General features: G+C 33.6%; 19 protein-coding genes and 3 pseudogenes. 7 read left to right on the top strand and 15 right to left on the bottom strand.

Translation table 11 applies throughout. The features are described 5' to 3' along the window. The first annotated feature begins 6 nt into the window (after positions 1 to 6). Complete coding sequence (locus tag AC0IXC_RS02370; RefSeq protein WP_000974615.1) at positions 7 to 222, top strand: helix-turn-helix domain-containing protein; 216 nt, start codon at positions 7 to 9, stop codon at positions 220 to 222. 42 nt (positions 223 to 264) lie between these two features. On the opposite strand, the gene AC0IXC_RS02365 is transcribed toward AC0IXC_RS02370, so the two are convergent. The 11 genes and pseudogenes from AC0IXC_RS02365 to AC0IXC_RS02315 all read right to left on the bottom strand — a co-directional run bounded on the left by AC0IXC_RS02365 (position 265) and on the right by AC0IXC_RS02315 (position 5,147). Further along, complete coding sequence (locus AC0IXC_RS02365) at positions 265 to 576, bottom strand: hypothetical protein (RefSeq protein ID WP_326997257.1); 312 nt, start codon at positions 574 to 576, stop codon at positions 265 to 267. Positions 577 to 688: 112 nt separating this feature from the next. After that, positions 689 to 844, bottom strand: a pseudogene (locus AC0IXC_RS02360) (DUF3887 domain-containing protein); the annotation flags it as partial. A 198-nt stretch (positions 845 to 1,042) separates the two neighbouring features. Next, positions 1,043 to 1,627 carry an SMI1/KNR4 family protein gene (locus AC0IXC_RS02355; RefSeq protein ID WP_016101155.1) on the bottom strand — a complete coding sequence of 195 codons (585 nt, stop codon included), beginning with the start codon at positions 1,625 to 1,627 and terminating at the stop codon, positions 1,043 to 1,045. A gap of 204 nt (positions 1,628 to 1,831) precedes the next feature. After that, the gene (locus tag AC0IXC_RS02350; RefSeq protein ID WP_471652535.1) at positions 1,832 to 2,026 is read right to left on the bottom strand and encodes a hypothetical protein; all 195 of its coding nucleotides are present in this window, start codon (positions 2,024 to 2,026) and stop codon (positions 1,832 to 1,834) included. Between the two features lie 22 nt (positions 2,027 to 2,048). Continuing rightward, positions 2,049 to 2,492: a hypothetical protein gene (locus AC0IXC_RS02345; RefSeq protein ID WP_002032882.1), complete on the bottom strand. Its 444-nt coding sequence runs from the start codon at positions 2,490 to 2,492 to the stop codon at positions 2,049 to 2,051. Positions 2,493 to 2,515: 23 nt separating this feature from the next. Beyond that, entirely contained in the window at positions 2,516 to 2,878 is a 363-nt protein-coding gene (locus tag AC0IXC_RS02340) for a hypothetical protein (RefSeq protein ID WP_471652534.1), read from the bottom strand. A 42-nt stretch (positions 2,879 to 2,920) separates the two neighbouring features. Beyond that, positions 2,921 to 3,190, bottom strand: coding sequence for a hypothetical protein (locus AC0IXC_RS02335; protein WP_002032885.1), 270 nt, complete (start codon positions 3,188 to 3,190; stop codon positions 2,921 to 2,923). 340 nt (positions 3,191 to 3,530) lie between these two features. After that, positions 3,531 to 3,632 (bottom strand): annotated as a pseudogene (locus AC0IXC_RS02330) (DUF3887 domain-containing protein); the annotation flags it as partial. Then, positions 3,622 to 4,206, bottom strand: a complete 585-nt coding sequence (locus AC0IXC_RS02325; protein WP_471652533.1) for a kinase — start codon at positions 4,204 to 4,206, stop codon at positions 3,622 to 3,624. The gene AC0IXC_RS02325 and the pseudogene AC0IXC_RS02330, both read right to left, overlap by 11 nt. Beyond that, positions 4,206 to 4,748 carry a GNAT family N-acetyltransferase gene (locus AC0IXC_RS02320; RefSeq protein ID WP_002032891.1) on the bottom strand — a complete coding sequence of 181 codons (543 nt, stop codon included), beginning with the start codon at positions 4,746 to 4,748 and terminating at the stop codon, positions 4,206 to 4,208. The genes AC0IXC_RS02325 and AC0IXC_RS02320 overlap by 1 nt, the downstream gene beginning before the upstream one ends. 15 nt (positions 4,749 to 4,763) lie before the next feature. Further along, positions 4,764 to 5,147, bottom strand: a complete 384-nt coding sequence (locus AC0IXC_RS02315) for a VOC family protein (protein ID WP_471652532.1) — start codon at positions 5,145 to 5,147, stop codon at positions 4,764 to 4,766. 282 nt (positions 5,148 to 5,429) lie between these two features. Between AC0IXC_RS02315 and AC0IXC_RS02310 the strand changes: the two genes are divergently transcribed. Continuing rightward, the gene (locus AC0IXC_RS02310; protein ID WP_000433610.1) at positions 5,430 to 5,678 is read left to right on the top strand and encodes a hypothetical protein; all 249 of its coding nucleotides are present in this window, start codon (positions 5,430 to 5,432) and stop codon (positions 5,676 to 5,678) included. A 144-nt stretch (positions 5,679 to 5,822) separates the two neighbouring features. Further along, positions 5,823 to 6,062, top strand: a pseudogene (locus tag AC0IXC_RS02305) (hypothetical protein). 117 nt (positions 6,063 to 6,179) lie between these two features. On the opposite strand, the gene AC0IXC_RS02300 reads toward AC0IXC_RS02305, so the two are convergent. Further along, entirely contained in the window at positions 6,180 to 6,716 is a 537-nt protein-coding gene (locus tag AC0IXC_RS02300; RefSeq protein ID WP_002137004.1) for a DUF2812 domain-containing protein, read from the bottom strand. Between the two features lie 7 nt (positions 6,717 to 6,723). After that, positions 6,724 to 7,041 (bottom strand): PadR family transcriptional regulator, encoded by a 318-nt coding sequence (locus AC0IXC_RS02295; protein WP_001013435.1) that lies wholly within the window; start codon positions 7,039 to 7,041, stop codon positions 6,724 to 6,726. A gap of 204 nt (positions 7,042 to 7,245) precedes the next feature. Between AC0IXC_RS02295 and AC0IXC_RS02290 the strand changes: the two genes are divergently transcribed. The 3 genes from AC0IXC_RS02290 to AC0IXC_RS02280 are packed head-to-tail and all read left to right on the top strand — an operon-like array spanning position 7,246 to position 10,419. After that, on the top strand, positions 7,246 to 8,175 hold the full coding sequence (locus AC0IXC_RS02290; RefSeq protein WP_061674891.1) for an AAA family ATPase: 930 nt from the start codon (positions 7,246 to 7,248) through the stop codon (positions 8,173 to 8,175). Beyond that, positions 8,172 to 9,335, top strand: coding sequence for a DUF58 domain-containing protein (locus tag AC0IXC_RS02285; protein ID WP_215589817.1), 1,164 nt, complete (start codon positions 8,172 to 8,174; stop codon positions 9,333 to 9,335). The genes AC0IXC_RS02290 and AC0IXC_RS02285 overlap by 4 nt, the downstream gene beginning before the upstream one ends. Further along, complete coding sequence (locus tag AC0IXC_RS02280) at positions 9,310 to 10,419, top strand: DUF4018 domain-containing protein (protein ID WP_063218325.1); 1,110 nt, start codon at positions 9,310 to 9,312, stop codon at positions 10,417 to 10,419. Before AC0IXC_RS02285 ends, AC0IXC_RS02280 begins: the two co-directional genes overlap by 26 nt. A 68-nt stretch (positions 10,420 to 10,487) precedes the next feature. Here the strand turns inward: AC0IXC_RS02280 and AC0IXC_RS02275 are convergent, their stop codons facing one another. Next, positions 10,488 to 11,939 (bottom strand): MFS transporter, encoded by a 1,452-nt coding sequence (locus tag AC0IXC_RS02275; protein WP_012261183.1) that lies wholly within the window; start codon positions 11,937 to 11,939, stop codon positions 10,488 to 10,490. 303 nt (positions 11,940 to 12,242) lie between these two features. After that, the gene (locus AC0IXC_RS02270) at positions 12,243 to 13,460 is read right to left on the bottom strand and encodes an aspartate aminotransferase family protein (protein WP_471652531.1); all 1,218 of its coding nucleotides are present in this window, start codon (positions 13,458 to 13,460) and stop codon (positions 12,243 to 12,245) included. A 271-nt stretch (positions 13,461 to 13,731) separates the two neighbouring features. Between AC0IXC_RS02270 and AC0IXC_RS02265 the strand changes: the two genes are divergently transcribed. Beyond that, entirely contained in the window at positions 13,732 to 15,111 is a 1,380-nt protein-coding gene (locus AC0IXC_RS02265) for a catalase (protein ID WP_471652530.1), read from the top strand. Positions 15,112 to 15,146 lie beyond the last annotated feature (35 nt).

Raw genomic sequence — 15,146 nt, 5'->3', positions numbered from 1 at the left:
AATAACATGGCAATAATAATTAATATTGATGTAATGTTAGCTAAAAGAAAAATGAGTGTAACAGAGCTTTCGGAGAAGGTTGGAATTACAATGGCTAACCTTTCTATATTAAAAAATGGAAAAGCAAAAGCAATTAGAATTACAACTTTAGATGCTATTTGTAAAGCATTAGAATGCCAACCTGGGGATATTTTAGAATATCAACCTGAAGATACCGAATAAAAAAGAGTCCTTCTATTAATGAAGGACTCTTTTTATTGCTCATTACGGCGCAAAATTTATTTGACCAGTAAACAATAAGATAATCGCGATAATCCAAAATATAAAAAATGATGAGGACAGTATTAATGAAATAATAGCTATCCCCTTTTTCTCTGTTTGTTTCGTCATTGTGATTATTGAAAGTATAATACCTACACCTGTAAGAGCAATCGTTACATAATCTCCAACTATATTTCCCGCATTCGCTATTCTCGTCGGAGTTATAAAAACGAATAAAAAACACATAATTCCGATAAGTAAAGATATATAGCTTATTATACTGTACTTCTTTTTGGGAACTATTTCGGTTTTCATAATACCCCCCCCTTTTTATATAGCTATGTGTTCATATTAGCGCGAATAACCATAATTTGGTTAAAACAAAAAAACAGATACAGTGGAAACTTCCACTGTATCTGTTTTTTATTTAATATATAGCTATTTCTTCTTTAGCGTTATAAGTTATGATAAAGGTACGTTGTTCTTTACTATATTTTGCTACAAGAACAACAGTATATAAACCATCTTTTTCTTCAATCGACTTTTTTTCAATCTTTTCGAATATACCAGCTTTTTCAATTACATGTAAAGTGATAATAATGTTATTTAATTCTGATTTAAAAATATAAGAGCCTCGCTACAAATCATATTGTAGTAAGGCTCTTTAAAGTTGTTTAATTTCTAACCTTTTAAATGAGTTTGTAGACAAATATAAATAATAAATTTGTTTAAATCTTGTTCAACTAAAGCTCCCATTAGTTGAAGTGTAATTCTTCACAAATTATTGAGATTCTTCTTCTAGAAAATTAAAATCACCATCAATAAGATCCTGTAAATACTCATCAAAGCTGTTTGCAATCACTTCATATTCATCAGGGTCGTGCAAAAAACGAATTATTTGACCACATACACCTTCATCAGAAGGGTTAAAATCAATATAGAGTCTTGATGTTCCACCATTGTTCATACAGTCTGAAAAATGAATATAAGTGCCAGGGAGAAGTCCTTTTGGATTTATCTTAGAATCAACAGTATCCTCGTCATCTTGGTATTCTAAAAGATAAGAGACGTCTTCTTCTTCTTTTGAACTTTCGAGCATCTGCTGTGTAGAAAGCAAATAATATGGATACTCTTCAACATCTGAGCCTAAAATACATACCGCAACTTTGTTTTCTCCATATTTCCGCCAATATGTACCATCAATATTTTCAAGTAAAGAGATTAGTGATTCTGGACAATTTGGATATTCTGACCTTAATGTATCAATATCATCTTTTGTAGCACCGTACGCTTTATTTAGTGCCTCGAGATCATCTGTTGATAATGCTGCTCTCAAGCCGTTTAAAAATTTGTTTACCAAATCCATTATTTCGTCCTCCCAATAATAAAATATAAAATTTTTTTATTAGTCTATATACCTAACATAAATAAGATTATTCACTTTTATCGAAAGCCTCATTTCATCTTTTTGTTCAAGCAAATGTAAGCAGATAATCCCATTGTAATTATTGATAGGGTGAGTTGAGCATATTTTCCCACTTGAAATATGTCCGTAAATATCAAAATTAGGTCATTTTGACTCTACTATGATAAAACCTTCTAACTCGAATGCCATTGATGGTTCACTATTTACTTGTGTATGTAAGTTACCTTCTTCGTCTATTACTACAACTGTGTCTATTAACCCATCTGCACTTAATATATCACCTAATTTTAAGTCTTGACCCTTTACCGTTTTGATACCTAGTTCTATATTTGGAATCATGTTCCTACCATCCTATTAGAAATTAGAAATTATAATTTAAAAATGGTAACTTTACACTAGTGTCTACTTCTCCTGTATACAACTCTACAAATACATTTGAAGTTTCATGCGGTATATAGATTGTTGTGACTTTCTCGTCAATATGTACGTAAGCAATTACTTCCATGTATTCATCACAGTCTTTCATAGGTACAAAGGTTAGACAAGGAGATACCCCTAAAGGTACTTCTTTCTTATCTATAAATTCCTTACACATGACAGTCTTCTCTACTTGATATGTAGTTATATGTACATTGTCTACTTCTGTTATTTTTACATTAGTCGGTATCTCTATCCCTAATAGATTACACCAACTGTTTAAGATGGACCTTTTCTCTGTACTTAATATAATGTCACCTTCACCATTTAAAACAAAAAGAGACTCCTTTTGGTCTCTCCCTACTTTTACCTGTTTCATCTCAATCATATTGCATACTCCTTTGTGAAATATTAGTTGAAGTATTGTTTCAGTAACTCACTACCTGTTTTAAGTCTTGTATAATATTGTCCATCTTTCTTCTCGAATTCACCGTTGTTAGCAAATTCTTTCTTTACACTTTCTAAGTTCGATGAATCAATAATACCAAACACATCGCCTATTTTAAAGTTACCTTCTTCATTTATACACTCTTCTAATAAGTAGTATTTGTCTTCTTCTAAAGGAACTATCTTACCTTTTGTAATCGAATACAGATGTTTTGTTTCCTCTACCTGTACCGTAATAAAAATCCAACCAACTCTTACAATGGTACATGGCGTTAACCCCTCAAATGTAAGTGCAACTACTTTTTGGTCTTTCTTGAATTTCCCCATCCTTGGTACCCCTTTAAATAGATTTATTTCTCCTAAAGTCTACTATTTTATAGCGTAACCATAGTCTCTCAAACATCTATCTGCCCTAAGTAATACATCTCTAAGAGTTTCCTTTTCTGTATATCCTAGTTCACTAATCTTTTTTTTTGCATATTCTAGTTCACTATCAATCGTATTCCAGTATACTTTACCGTATTTCGTTACAGTTTCTACATGAATATCCTCAACATAAGCTTCGTGTCGTTCCATTACATCTTTACCGTTTTCTCTATATCCTAAATACTTATAGAATGCACCTACCCCTAGTACCACTTACCTTAGTAAAACCTGCTCTTGCACTACCTATATGGAATGGCATGTTCTACCCCTCTTTTATTTTAATATGATATTATAACGTTCTCTTTGTTGTGAACTCATAAACTGCCCTACAAATTGTAGTTCATGCCATTTAAACTCTTTCATGGCAACATAGATGACAGTTAACTTATTGTCTACCATTCCATAATATACCCATTCTTGCTTTGCCTTTGAAAAATTATGCTTTTCTACACTTTGTAATAAATTGAATTTTTTTATAGAGCTAACCTGCATGGTTAGTTCTATAAGAATTAAAGAACTTTATTATTTTTTAAACAACTTTATTATCGCTTAACATTACAGGCGTAAGATCTTTCATTTTCCCCTCTGATAATGCGGTTTTCATCTTGCTATCAAATTTTTCATGCATTTCTTGATACTTAGCTTCATTTTGTAATTACTAAATCCGCTCTCTCCCTCGGCAATTCCACTTCCAAATAATACTCCTCAGCCTTCCAATACCTACTTTGAAACTTTGGAATGTTCTTCTGCGTTTCCGGACTTTCACGTAGAAACCTTGTCTCTCTTGAACAATCCAAATACACCATATAATGAAAGAAATCTCTCCATTCTTTTCGTTGAAGAAAAACTCCTTCTACAATTATTACACCTACTAAAGGAAGCTGTATTTCTTTCATTTCACATGAGTCTGTTTCATCATGATAGTATGGCAACTCTAATTGCATGTCACTTTGTAACTTTTGAAATAAGTTTTGCTGCAAGCAATCGATATCCCATTGAAAGTTGTAATACTCATACCACTCTGCAAATCCAGTATTATATCGCTTGTTACGCTCGGTTATGTGATCATCAATATGAAAAATATGAAACGGGATTCCATTTCGTTTCATATTTTCTTCTAATTTTTTAACCAACGTTGTTTTACCCGAACGACTTAGTCCGTCTATACCTAATATAAATCGCTCATCTTTATGGTCCTTAATAACCTTCATTATCTCATTTGTGCTCATTACTTTTGCCAATCTTCTTTTAATAATGAATAAACGACCGTGTCATGAGCAACATCATTTTGAATCATATATTTTCGAAGTAATCCTTCTTCTTGAAATCCGGATTTTTTTAATAAATTACGGGAAGCTTCATTTTCTATATATACGACAGCTGCAATTCTTATAAAATGCAACGTTTCAAATCCGTAAGCTAACATTGCTTGCAGTGCTTCGGTTGCGTATCCTTGTCCCCAATATGTATCATCTAGCTCATAACCAATTTCAGCTCGTTTATGATGCTTGTTAATTAAATGAAACCCACACGTACCAATTAATTGATCCGTGCCTTTCTTCTCTATTCCCCAGCGAAATACGCTTCCCTCTTCATTACGCTTTCTAAACGTTTGAATAGTCGTTTTCGCTTGCTCAATATTTTCGAAAGAGTCCATTCCGAAATAACGAATAACGGATTCTTTTGAAAAATAATGGAACATCGCTTCTGCATCTAATAGTGTAAGTTCTCTTAATAGTAAACGTTCTGTTTCTAATTTTGGAAACCCCATCCTCTTTTTCTCCTTCTATTCTAATGAACTACAAATTTCAATATAATTACCGTCTGGATCGGCAATGTAAGCAATTGTTTGTCCCCACGGTTTTATGATTGGCTCAACTAGAACTTTAACCCCTTGTTCTTTTAATTTCTCAATCGTTTCCTTTACATCCTCTACAACAAACCCTAACTCAAAATGGGAAGATTGTAGTACACCTTCTGTAAGAGGTAGTCCCGTTAACTCCTTAACATCCTCTCGTGTATTCATCGCTAAAATTGTTGCTCCTGTTTCAAATTCAATATATGTACCGTGCTCTGCTCTTATTGGCAATCTTAAAATTTCTTTATAAAACTGAAGACATTGCTCAAACTTTTCTACATATAAAATAATGTATTTCATTTTTAAGTTCATAATTATTCCCCCTTAACCTTCACCTCTAAAAATTCGACAAATGTTTTTAAAAACCTTGTACCTTATTGAGATGAGCACAAAAAAATGAGGCCGATTTCTCGGCCCCCCAGCTTATTGGCATAAAACAGGAGATTTGGTTTGGACATAACCAGTTCTTACATTTATTATATTTTATTTTTTCTGAATTTTAAATATAATAAACACCTATTTATATTGAGAAAGTTTTTTTACTTGCATAAAATCATACCGCTTAAGAAATGCTACAAATGGAGGTGTATACATATGGAACCAATGCTATGTCCAAGCTGTAAAACGAACCGAACGCGCTTTAATATTCTCGAGCAACAAGTAAAACCAGTAAAATTAAATCCGCAAACTGGTCAAGTAGAAGAAGAATACACAAATGAAACGATGAACGCTTTTCATATGGCTTATCAAGGACCTACTTACCGCGTCCAATGTGCTGTATGCGGGCTTGTTGAAAACCCAGAGCAATTTATAAAACCTGCGCAAAATCAGTCTTTCTCATAAAATCATTACTATCCCTTATAGAAATAGATTTTTCTTTAAGGGATTTTTCCTTTTAATGAGGTAGTACAAAACGTATTTCTTCCTTATTATATTTTAAACTCCATACTCTTCTTGTAATATTTACATAAGAGATTAGTTTGCCACATGATCATACTCTACTTTTGGATTTTCGATTGAAAGAAGATAACAACTCCTTACGGTCTAGCTATATGGATTGTTTCTACTGTTTGCGGCTTTTTACTTTATTACCACTTTAAACATCAAAACTCTAATAAAATAGTATTAATCAGTAGTTCATTATTATTAATCGTTTCTTCATCATTTATGACTTTTTTAGGTATTATTACTAGTATTATCTTTGTAACTGTTAGTTCTATGCCTTAAATATACAGTCTTTTATTATGTAAAAAAGAGTCAACAAAATAAAATTACATAGAAATGAAAGAAGATGATTCCCGTATAATATCTACGAAATCATCTTCTTTTAAAATCCACTCTTTATTATAATATTTCGCTTTTCAATTTCTTAATTTTCCAAGAGATCCTTATAAAGAAATAAACATACATACAACTAACAAGCCCCATCATAACTTTCGCCCACATTGGCACTATTGATTCTGTTGAATTTAAAAATGTGTTAAACATTAACGGTAACATAGCTATTGAAATAAATGCAAAAAATTGTAATAACTCCTTCATTTTTTGCACCTTCGTGTCCTTCTCTGAATATATGTCAGGTAACTCATTTTCCTCTTCTACTTCTTTACAAAAATAATTCCATCTTGTAAAACTCGTTACGCGTTTCCAACCAGACATTTCATATATTTCGAAGTACTCTTGTTGTTTTTCTTTTGAATCTCTATAAACCAATCTAAAATCCGCTTTATATATTACATCTTTCGGCTCGGTTTTCTTAAACGTATACATCATATTATATTTTTGTAACGCCCAGCCTTGCTGATGCATCTTTCGTAAAAAAACTTCTTCTTTTTCTAAATTCCATGCCGTAAAAAATTTAAATACTTTCTTTGTCTCCATCTTCCATTCACTCCCCTAATATACTGTTTCCATTTCTTACAGATCTCTGTAACCTGTTATACTCTAGCTCTAACACTTCTCTCCCAAACGGTGTTAACTCATAGCACTTCTTTCTGTCTGTAGAGGCAACCTCAACAATCAATTTCTCTTTTAATAACTTCGTAGTATTCCCATATAAAGTACCAGGACCGAGCTTTACTTCCCCATTTGTCATCTCTTCTACCATTTGCATAATTCCATAACCATGCATTGGCTTTACAAGTGACAACAATATGTAATATGTCGCCTCAGTTAATGGAATGTATTTTTGCGCTTTCCCATTCATTATAACTACCTCCGATACATCGTTTCGCGATATATCGACATTCGATATATCGTATACCGATATTGTATAATCATATTCCAAAATATGCAAGCGGAATTTTAAAATTAAATATCCATTTCTTCAAATTAAAAAATCATATCAATTTTCTGAATAATTTGTTAAAATATAGAAATATCCGCTTTTATTTTGAAAGGAATGATACATATGATAACTAAATTGAAAGAAAACATAGGATCTGTTTTTGTCGGTAAGGAAAATGTAATTGATTTACTCCTCGTTTCATTACTTGCTGATGGACATGTACTGCTTGAAGACGTACCTGGTACTGGAAAAACATTACTAGCAAAAACAATTTCTAAAAGCATTGGTGGTAATTTTTCTCGCGTTCAATTTACCCCTGATGTACTTCCGAGTGATGTAACAGGTATTGAATATTTCAATCCAAAAACTAGTGAATTCGAATTAAGACTTGGACCAGTTATGACAAATATACTACTCGCAGATGAAATTAACCGCGCGATGCCGAGAACACAATCTAGTTTGTTAGAAGCGATGGAAGAACGACAAGTAACGCTTGAAAAGCAGTCTACTCCTCTTCCGAAACCATTCTTTGTTATTGCGACGCAAAACCCGATTGAATCACAAGGAACTTTCCCGCTTCCAGATGCACAACTGGATCGTTTTTTAATGACGATTTCAATTGGTTATCCATCTCCTGAAGATGAATTAAAAATGATGCGCCGTTTTCGTAACAATGCACCGTTAGAAAGCGTCACATCTGTCATTTCTTTAGAAGACATTTTAGAAGCACAGAAACAAGTGAAAGAAATTTTCGTATCAGAACCGTTAGAACATTACATTATTAAGCTTGCTCACGCTACAAGAAATCATGATTACATTGCTAACGGTGTAAGCCCGCGTGCTACATTAGCTTTAGTACGTGCCGTTCAAGCATTAGCCTTTTTACGCGGGAGAGAATATTGCACGCCTGAAGATATACAATTTTTAGTTCCTTCTGTTTGGAATCACCGTATCGTCTTGTCAATGGAAGGAGCTTTACGTACGACAAAAAATGAATTAATGCAAAGGATTTTAAAAGAAGTAGACGTACCTGTGGAGATTGAACAAGCATGAATGGACAGCGCGTTGTAACTGTACCTTTATTTTTTCAGCTCCATATTATTCAATTAACTGTGCCAGGCGCTATACTATTTACGTTTTTTCTGCCGCAACGAATTATTATGTTTCTCTTTTTCTTCTACTATTTATTTGCGATTTTTATTTATAAATATGTCGCTTACATAGAGAAAAAGTTTCAAGTAATAAACGAGAAACAAACAACTCGGCTTTTCCCTGATGAATCTGGACAGTTTTTTATTCATTTAAAAAATGGGGCAAATATACCACTCGTTAATGGTGTTTGTTATTTTCATTTAGATTCTTCCCTTATACCACATAAAGATCAAGGGATTGAACAAATATCAAAAACGTTATTTTCTTTCCCATTTTCACAACCTGCTCATTCGGCACAAAAATGGGATTTAACATTAACCGCAACGAAGCGTGGTGTCTTTCAAATTGAACAATTTGAATGTGTTTTAAAAGACCCTTTTCATTTATTAACTGTACATTTACCTGTTTTTGATAAATTAAAGACTGAAATTATTGTATACCCTACTCCTAAAGAAGTAGCCGGTTTACAAGAACTCCAGCAACTATTAACAGGTTCGTATCGAACGAATTTCTCTTTTTACAATGATGAAACATCCATTATCGGTGTTAAACGATATGAACGCGAATCTTTCCGCTCTATCCATTGGAAAGCATCCGCTAAAATGCAGGCGTTACAAGCGAAGCAATATGAACCAGTAAAAAATTATAGTTGGACGATTTGTCTTTCTTTAGCTGCTGATCGCGGATTCGGCTGGAAAGAAAATATAGAAGACCTTATTTCATTTACAACGTACATTTGTCAATATGCAGCGAAGCATCAAATTCCTTTTGAGTTATTTATTAGTGTTTTAGCAGAAACTGGTGCATTGCATTTACCATTAAACGAAGGACAAACACATTACGCCAAAGCGTTAGAAGAATTAGCACGTATTTCAGATGATAGTACGCTACTTCCGAAACAAGGATTTCTTCATTATGTAACGAGAAAAAGGGAACGCTCATCTACAATGATATACATTGGTTTGCAGAAAAAGGAGCTCCCTCTTCTATCTCAGCCTACGTTCCTCATTAATAATGAAGGGATGGTGGAAAAGCTTGAAAACTTGGCTCTATCACGTTAATGACTTTATTCTGCTCCTCCTCCTTTCGTTATTAACAGAAAGGGACGAACTAGTTGGTATTGCTATATTTTTAGTGACCGGTTATGTAGGAGTATTTTTTATTCATAAATTTATGAATAAAAAAACAACAGGTTTTGTACTACTGTTAGTTATTCAAATAATCGGTTGTTCTTTATTTCTACCTTTCTCTATTTTAGGCACAATATTATTACCACTGTTTTTCTTTATCGTACACTCTGTTGGACCGGGATATCCAGTACAAAAATCGTTAGGCGGTATTGTATGGTTTGTCGTTTCAGCTATATTTTATGCCCCCTTTCCGCCATTGTGGAAATTGTTACTATTAACTTTACACATTATGATTACATTTTGGTTAACAGGTTCCAATCGTAATCAACAGCTATTACGTTTCACTTCTATTATTACGATTGGAATAATTAGCGCTTTACTTATTCCGGTATTTCCTTATATTCGGCTTCTTTTTTCTTATATCATACAAGTAGTTGCCTTAGGATTTGGTTATGCTTTAAATCCATTGTTCTCGGCAGCTGCATTAAAAGATACAGACGACTTTTGGTCGAATAAAGGAAATTTAAAAGATCCTCAAATTAAAGAGGAATTGGGGCAGCGTCCTTTTGATCCAACTCTCATAAATAGCATTACAATAATAGCCTGTACAGCCATCGCTATTTACGTCGTTTGGAAAATAGTAAAAAAACGAAAACATTTAAGTTTACCAAATATGCCTGTCTTTGAATCTACAATCATTACTGATAAAGAAGGCATTAGCCAAAAACGCTTCAAACGAAATAAACCACCAAATAACGAAATTCGGAAAGAAATTTTCAAACTCGAGAGCAAGCTATCTCCTCCTTTAAACCGAGAACGAGGAGAAACTGTTGAAGCTTGGCTAGAAAGAATTAATGATGAAGAAGAGGTAAATATTCAGAGTCATATTATTATAGACGCGTATAATGCAGTGCGTTATTCAAATGGTGAAAACACTGTACTTCTGCATGAATTTAAGGAAGAGGTTCATAAGCTTTATGCGTATCAGAAGAGTTTGAAGAAGAAGAGAAAATGATGTACACAAAAAGACTCCTATTAAACTAGGAGTCTTTTTGTGTAAAAGTCCACGTTGCTTTTCACAAATTATGCTTTTTTTCCTGCTTCAATTTCTAAAGATTCTTCATGCCACCAAAGTGTTTCTTCAGGATCCTCTTTAGCAATTTGATGTGCTTCTTTTTTCGATTCTACAGTAGGATAAGAACCTTTTAGTGCACGTCCTGAGGTTGTGACAAACAGTACACTAAACACAATTAATCCAATTACACTTACACCTGTTAAATAAAATGCTGGTGCCAGTGGATTACCAGTAGCATGAACTAAGTATGAACATACGAGCGGTGTTGTACCACCGAATATAGATACAGAAATATTAAAGGAGATAGAAAGCGCACGATAACGTACATCGGTGAAAAAGAGTGCTGGTAATAACGAAGGCAATGTTCCTTCATATACACTAAGGAAGAAACCTAAAATGAAAATACCCGCAAACATGGCTACAATATGTCCGTTACCAATTAATAAAAATGCTGGAATTGAACATAATGCTAAACCAAGTAAGCCAATTTGTACTACGCGTTTATTACCTACTTTATCACTTAATTTACCGAAATAAAGTGCCAGTGGAATCATAAGTGCCATCGTAATTGAAATAATTAATAAGCCCGTTGTTTCTTTGACTTTTAGTACTTGTGTTAAATAAGAAGGAATATACGAAAGGATCATATAGTTTGTAATGTTAAAGAAGGCAACAATTACTGTGCTTAATAAGAAGTCTTTTTTGTGATATTTTAATATATCCATAAATGAAAATTGTTCGTTGTCTTCAGATTCCTCTTGTGCTTTTTCCATCTCTTGAAAGATTGGAGATTCATCTAAATGACGTCGTAAATATAAACCGACCAAACCAATTGGTGCAGCAATTAAGAAAGGAATACGCCATCCCCAGCTGAGCATTTGCTCATCTGTTAATAATAACGTCAAAATGGTAACAATTACCGAGGCAGCAATGTAACCTGAGAGTGTTCCAATTTCAAGACCACTACCGAGTATACCACGCTTTTTATCTGGAGAAGATTCTGCGATATAAACCATTGCTCCTGAATATTCGCCGCCTGTAGAGAAGCCTTGAATCATTCGAGCAATTAAAAGTAGTATTGGTGCCCATACACCAATTTGTTCATAGGTTGGTAGTAATGCGATGAATAATGTAGAAAGTGCCATTAAAATAATAGTTGTACTTAAAACAATCTTTCGGCCGTATTTATCTCCTATTCTACCAAAGAAAATACCTCCGATTGGTCGAACGAGAAAGGCCGCCGCAAATGTACCAAATGTTAGTACAAGTTGCAAACCACTATTATCCACACCTGAGAAGAATAATTGACTTAATATTACCGCTAAATACGCGTATAATCCAAAGTCAAACCACTCCATTGCATTCCCAATGCCAGTAGCAATAACTGCTTTTTTCGCTTGTTTAGAATTGACAATATTAACGTCTTGAGGTTCAAAATTTAAATCATTATTTTGTTGCATATAGTAAAACAGCCCCTTATTTAATTTAACTTCTTTAAGCACACCTTCTCTTACTAGAATAAATTCAATACGAAGCACTTAAGGAAAAGCAACGTCTCCTTATCTGTTATTATTGTTTCACATAATTAATTATTTGTCCAACGAGATGCTTCCTAGATTAAGTAATTTACTATTTTAAAAAGCTGAAGAAGGCGCTATACGAGTACCTTTTTCAGCTTTTTATTTTAATATGTAAATTTATTTTTTCCACCCCTATTTTCTTCTTATTTGAATTAAAAATAAGGTACTTTTTTATAAAGTTTTTTAAACACTCGCTATAGCTGATAAGCTATGAATACAGGAGATAAACTCATAAATAAATGCATCAATTTCTTCTTTAGTAATTATATATGGAGGAAGTAAACGGATGATGTTCCCTTGTGTAACATCAACTAACATTCCTTTCTCCATTAGCTCCACCTGTAATTTCTTAACATTTTCTTTCTTATCATTCAAACTAATTCCAAACATCATTCCAGCATGACGTACTTCCTGAATATAATAAGAATTTTCTTTCTGAATTTCTTGCAATTTATCATTTAGATAGTGTGATGTTTCATACGCTTCTTGCATTAAACCATCGTCAATCAATGTATTTAAAACCGTTAACCCTAAAGCCGTTCCCATTGAAGAATGAGCAAACGTTGTGCCGTGATCTCCTGGTGCAAATACATCACATAACTTTTCACCTACAATAATTCCGCCAAGCGGTATCCCGCCTCCTGCTCCCTTACCAATTTGAATAATATCCGGTGTAATATTGAAATTTTGATAAGCAAATAGTTTACCAGTTCTCCCCATACCACTTTGAACTTCATCAACGATAAGAATGACATTATATTTATCACATAAGTTTTGAACACCATGTAAATATTCACCCGATAAAGGGTATATCCCCCCGCTACCTAATACAGGCTCTAGCATAATCGCAATTGGATTTTCTTTAACAATTGTTTCTTCTAATTGCTCTATATTCTCGCGCTCTACTTCATATACTGGAATCGATGTTTTAGGGAAATTTTGATATACACTTTCTTGTCTCGTAAAATGAAGTGTCCCTAACGTACGCCCGTGGAAGCTATTCTTCAGCACTACGATTCCTTCACGTTCCTCATGCGTATTCACTCTATATTTATCAATTAATTTCAACGTTGTTTCTGTCGCTTCCGTACCAGAGTTTGTAAAAAAGACTTTTCCATTTTTTAAAGAGCAATCAACTAATTTCTTTGCATACTCAATCGCAACTGGGTTTAAAAAATGAAATGGGAGATGCAGAGATTTCGTAACTTGTTCCATTGTCGTTTGCACGATTTTCGGGTGATTATACCCTAATACGTTCACTCCGACACCAGAAAATAAATCTACATACTCTTTACCATCCACATCATAAAGCTTGCACCCTTCTCCTCTTTCTATTGCAACCTTCGTACGACAATACGTAGGCATCATATATTCTTTATCTAATTGAAACCAATCCGACATTTTAAATTCCTCCTAGTTATTTTCCCTGTTTTTTTTATGTTTATTCTCTATAAAGTCATGTATAAATTCATTTTTAAGATTGTAATTTTAATAGTAATTTTCTTCCCGATATTCATTTTTCCATAATTTCTTCTATTTCAACAGGTCCACTACATACACGTTTTTTTCATCTAGCGGTCTGTTACTATTTTGAACTTTGCGTGTCATACATAATCAAGGCTATAAAATCATATTTAGTAACAATGGAAAAAAAGATTTGGAGGCTATATCGATGGATGAAAACTATGATAAACAGGGACAATCTTTACTAGGGAAAGGCTTTAATGAAAATGGAGAACGTAATGAACAAGCTATACTTCACTCTCAAACAGTTGGTTCACGTGGACCTATTTTAAAACAAGATAATGTACTGCACGAGGCGTTACAAGAATTTATTCACGAAAAAATTTTAGAAAGACCTGTTCATGCAAAAGGATTTGGTGCATTCGGTTATTTTCAAACGATATATCCTATGTCTGAACATACAAAACTAAGCTTTTTACAAAATTCAAATGAGAAAGTTCCTGTTATGGTTCGATTTTCATTAGCTGTTAGTACGAAAGGAACACCTGATACTTCTAGAAATGTACGGGGTTTTGCTACAAAATTTTATACAAAAGAAGGCGTATTTGATCTTTTATGTAATCACCTTCCTGTCTTTTCTGTTCGTGATCCGATGCGTTTCCCTGAAACTATTAATGCGTTATTGCCTTCACCTAAAAATAACTTAATAGACCCTGATAGATTTTGGGATTTTGTTGCTAGAGCACCCGAATCCATTCACTTTGTTGTCCGTTTATACTCTGATGCTGGTACGGCAAAAAGTCTTCGCCACATCCCAGGACATAGTGTAAATACATATGTTTGGAGAAATGCTCAAGGTTATCGAAAGTATGTAAAGTATCATTGGTATCCATTTGAAGGTGTACAATTCATTACTAGTGAGGAAGCAAATAAACTGGCCGCCGAAAATCCTGATTATAGCGGGAAAGATTTATACGATACAATTGAGGCTGGTAAAGCAGTGGAATATGGTTTATATGTCCAGCTCATGGATCCTAAAGATGAAACACACCTTTCTTATGACCCTTTAGATGATACAAAAGTATGGGATGAAAAGGAGTATCCTCTTATACCAGTAGGCAAAATGGTATTAAATAAAAATCCTGAAAACTATAAAGAACAAGTAGAAAAAGTCGCTTTCTCCCCTTCTAATTTACTAGACGGTGCAGAACTATCAGATGATAAAATGCTACAAGGTCGTGCTAACATTTATAGTGATTCTCAAAGAAGAAGAATTGGACCTGAATTTCGTAAAATAGCGATCAACCAACAGCAAGATTGGACACCTGCTAATCAAGCAACTAGCGGTGACGGAAGATACGTTGAAGGAAAACTTGAAAGAGCTTCTATAACTAAGAAAGACGACTTTGGGCAGCCTGGTGAATTTTATGCTAAATTATCACATATTGAAAAAGAACATCTCGCTGAAAATTTAGCTAATGATTTGAAAGTTTTATCCGAAGATATTAGAAAAATAGTTATGGGGTATTTCCATGAAGTGTCAGCTGATTTGGAAAAGAGGATTGAGAGTGTGATGCAAAGGTTTTAAGAATATAAAAAAACGTCATTTTTAATGATTAAAAT

Source organism: Bacillus sp. AC266, assembly GCF_979253805.1.
The sequence above is the reverse complement of the archived record's forward strand: the minus strand, read 5'-3'. Positions and strand labels throughout refer to the sequence as shown.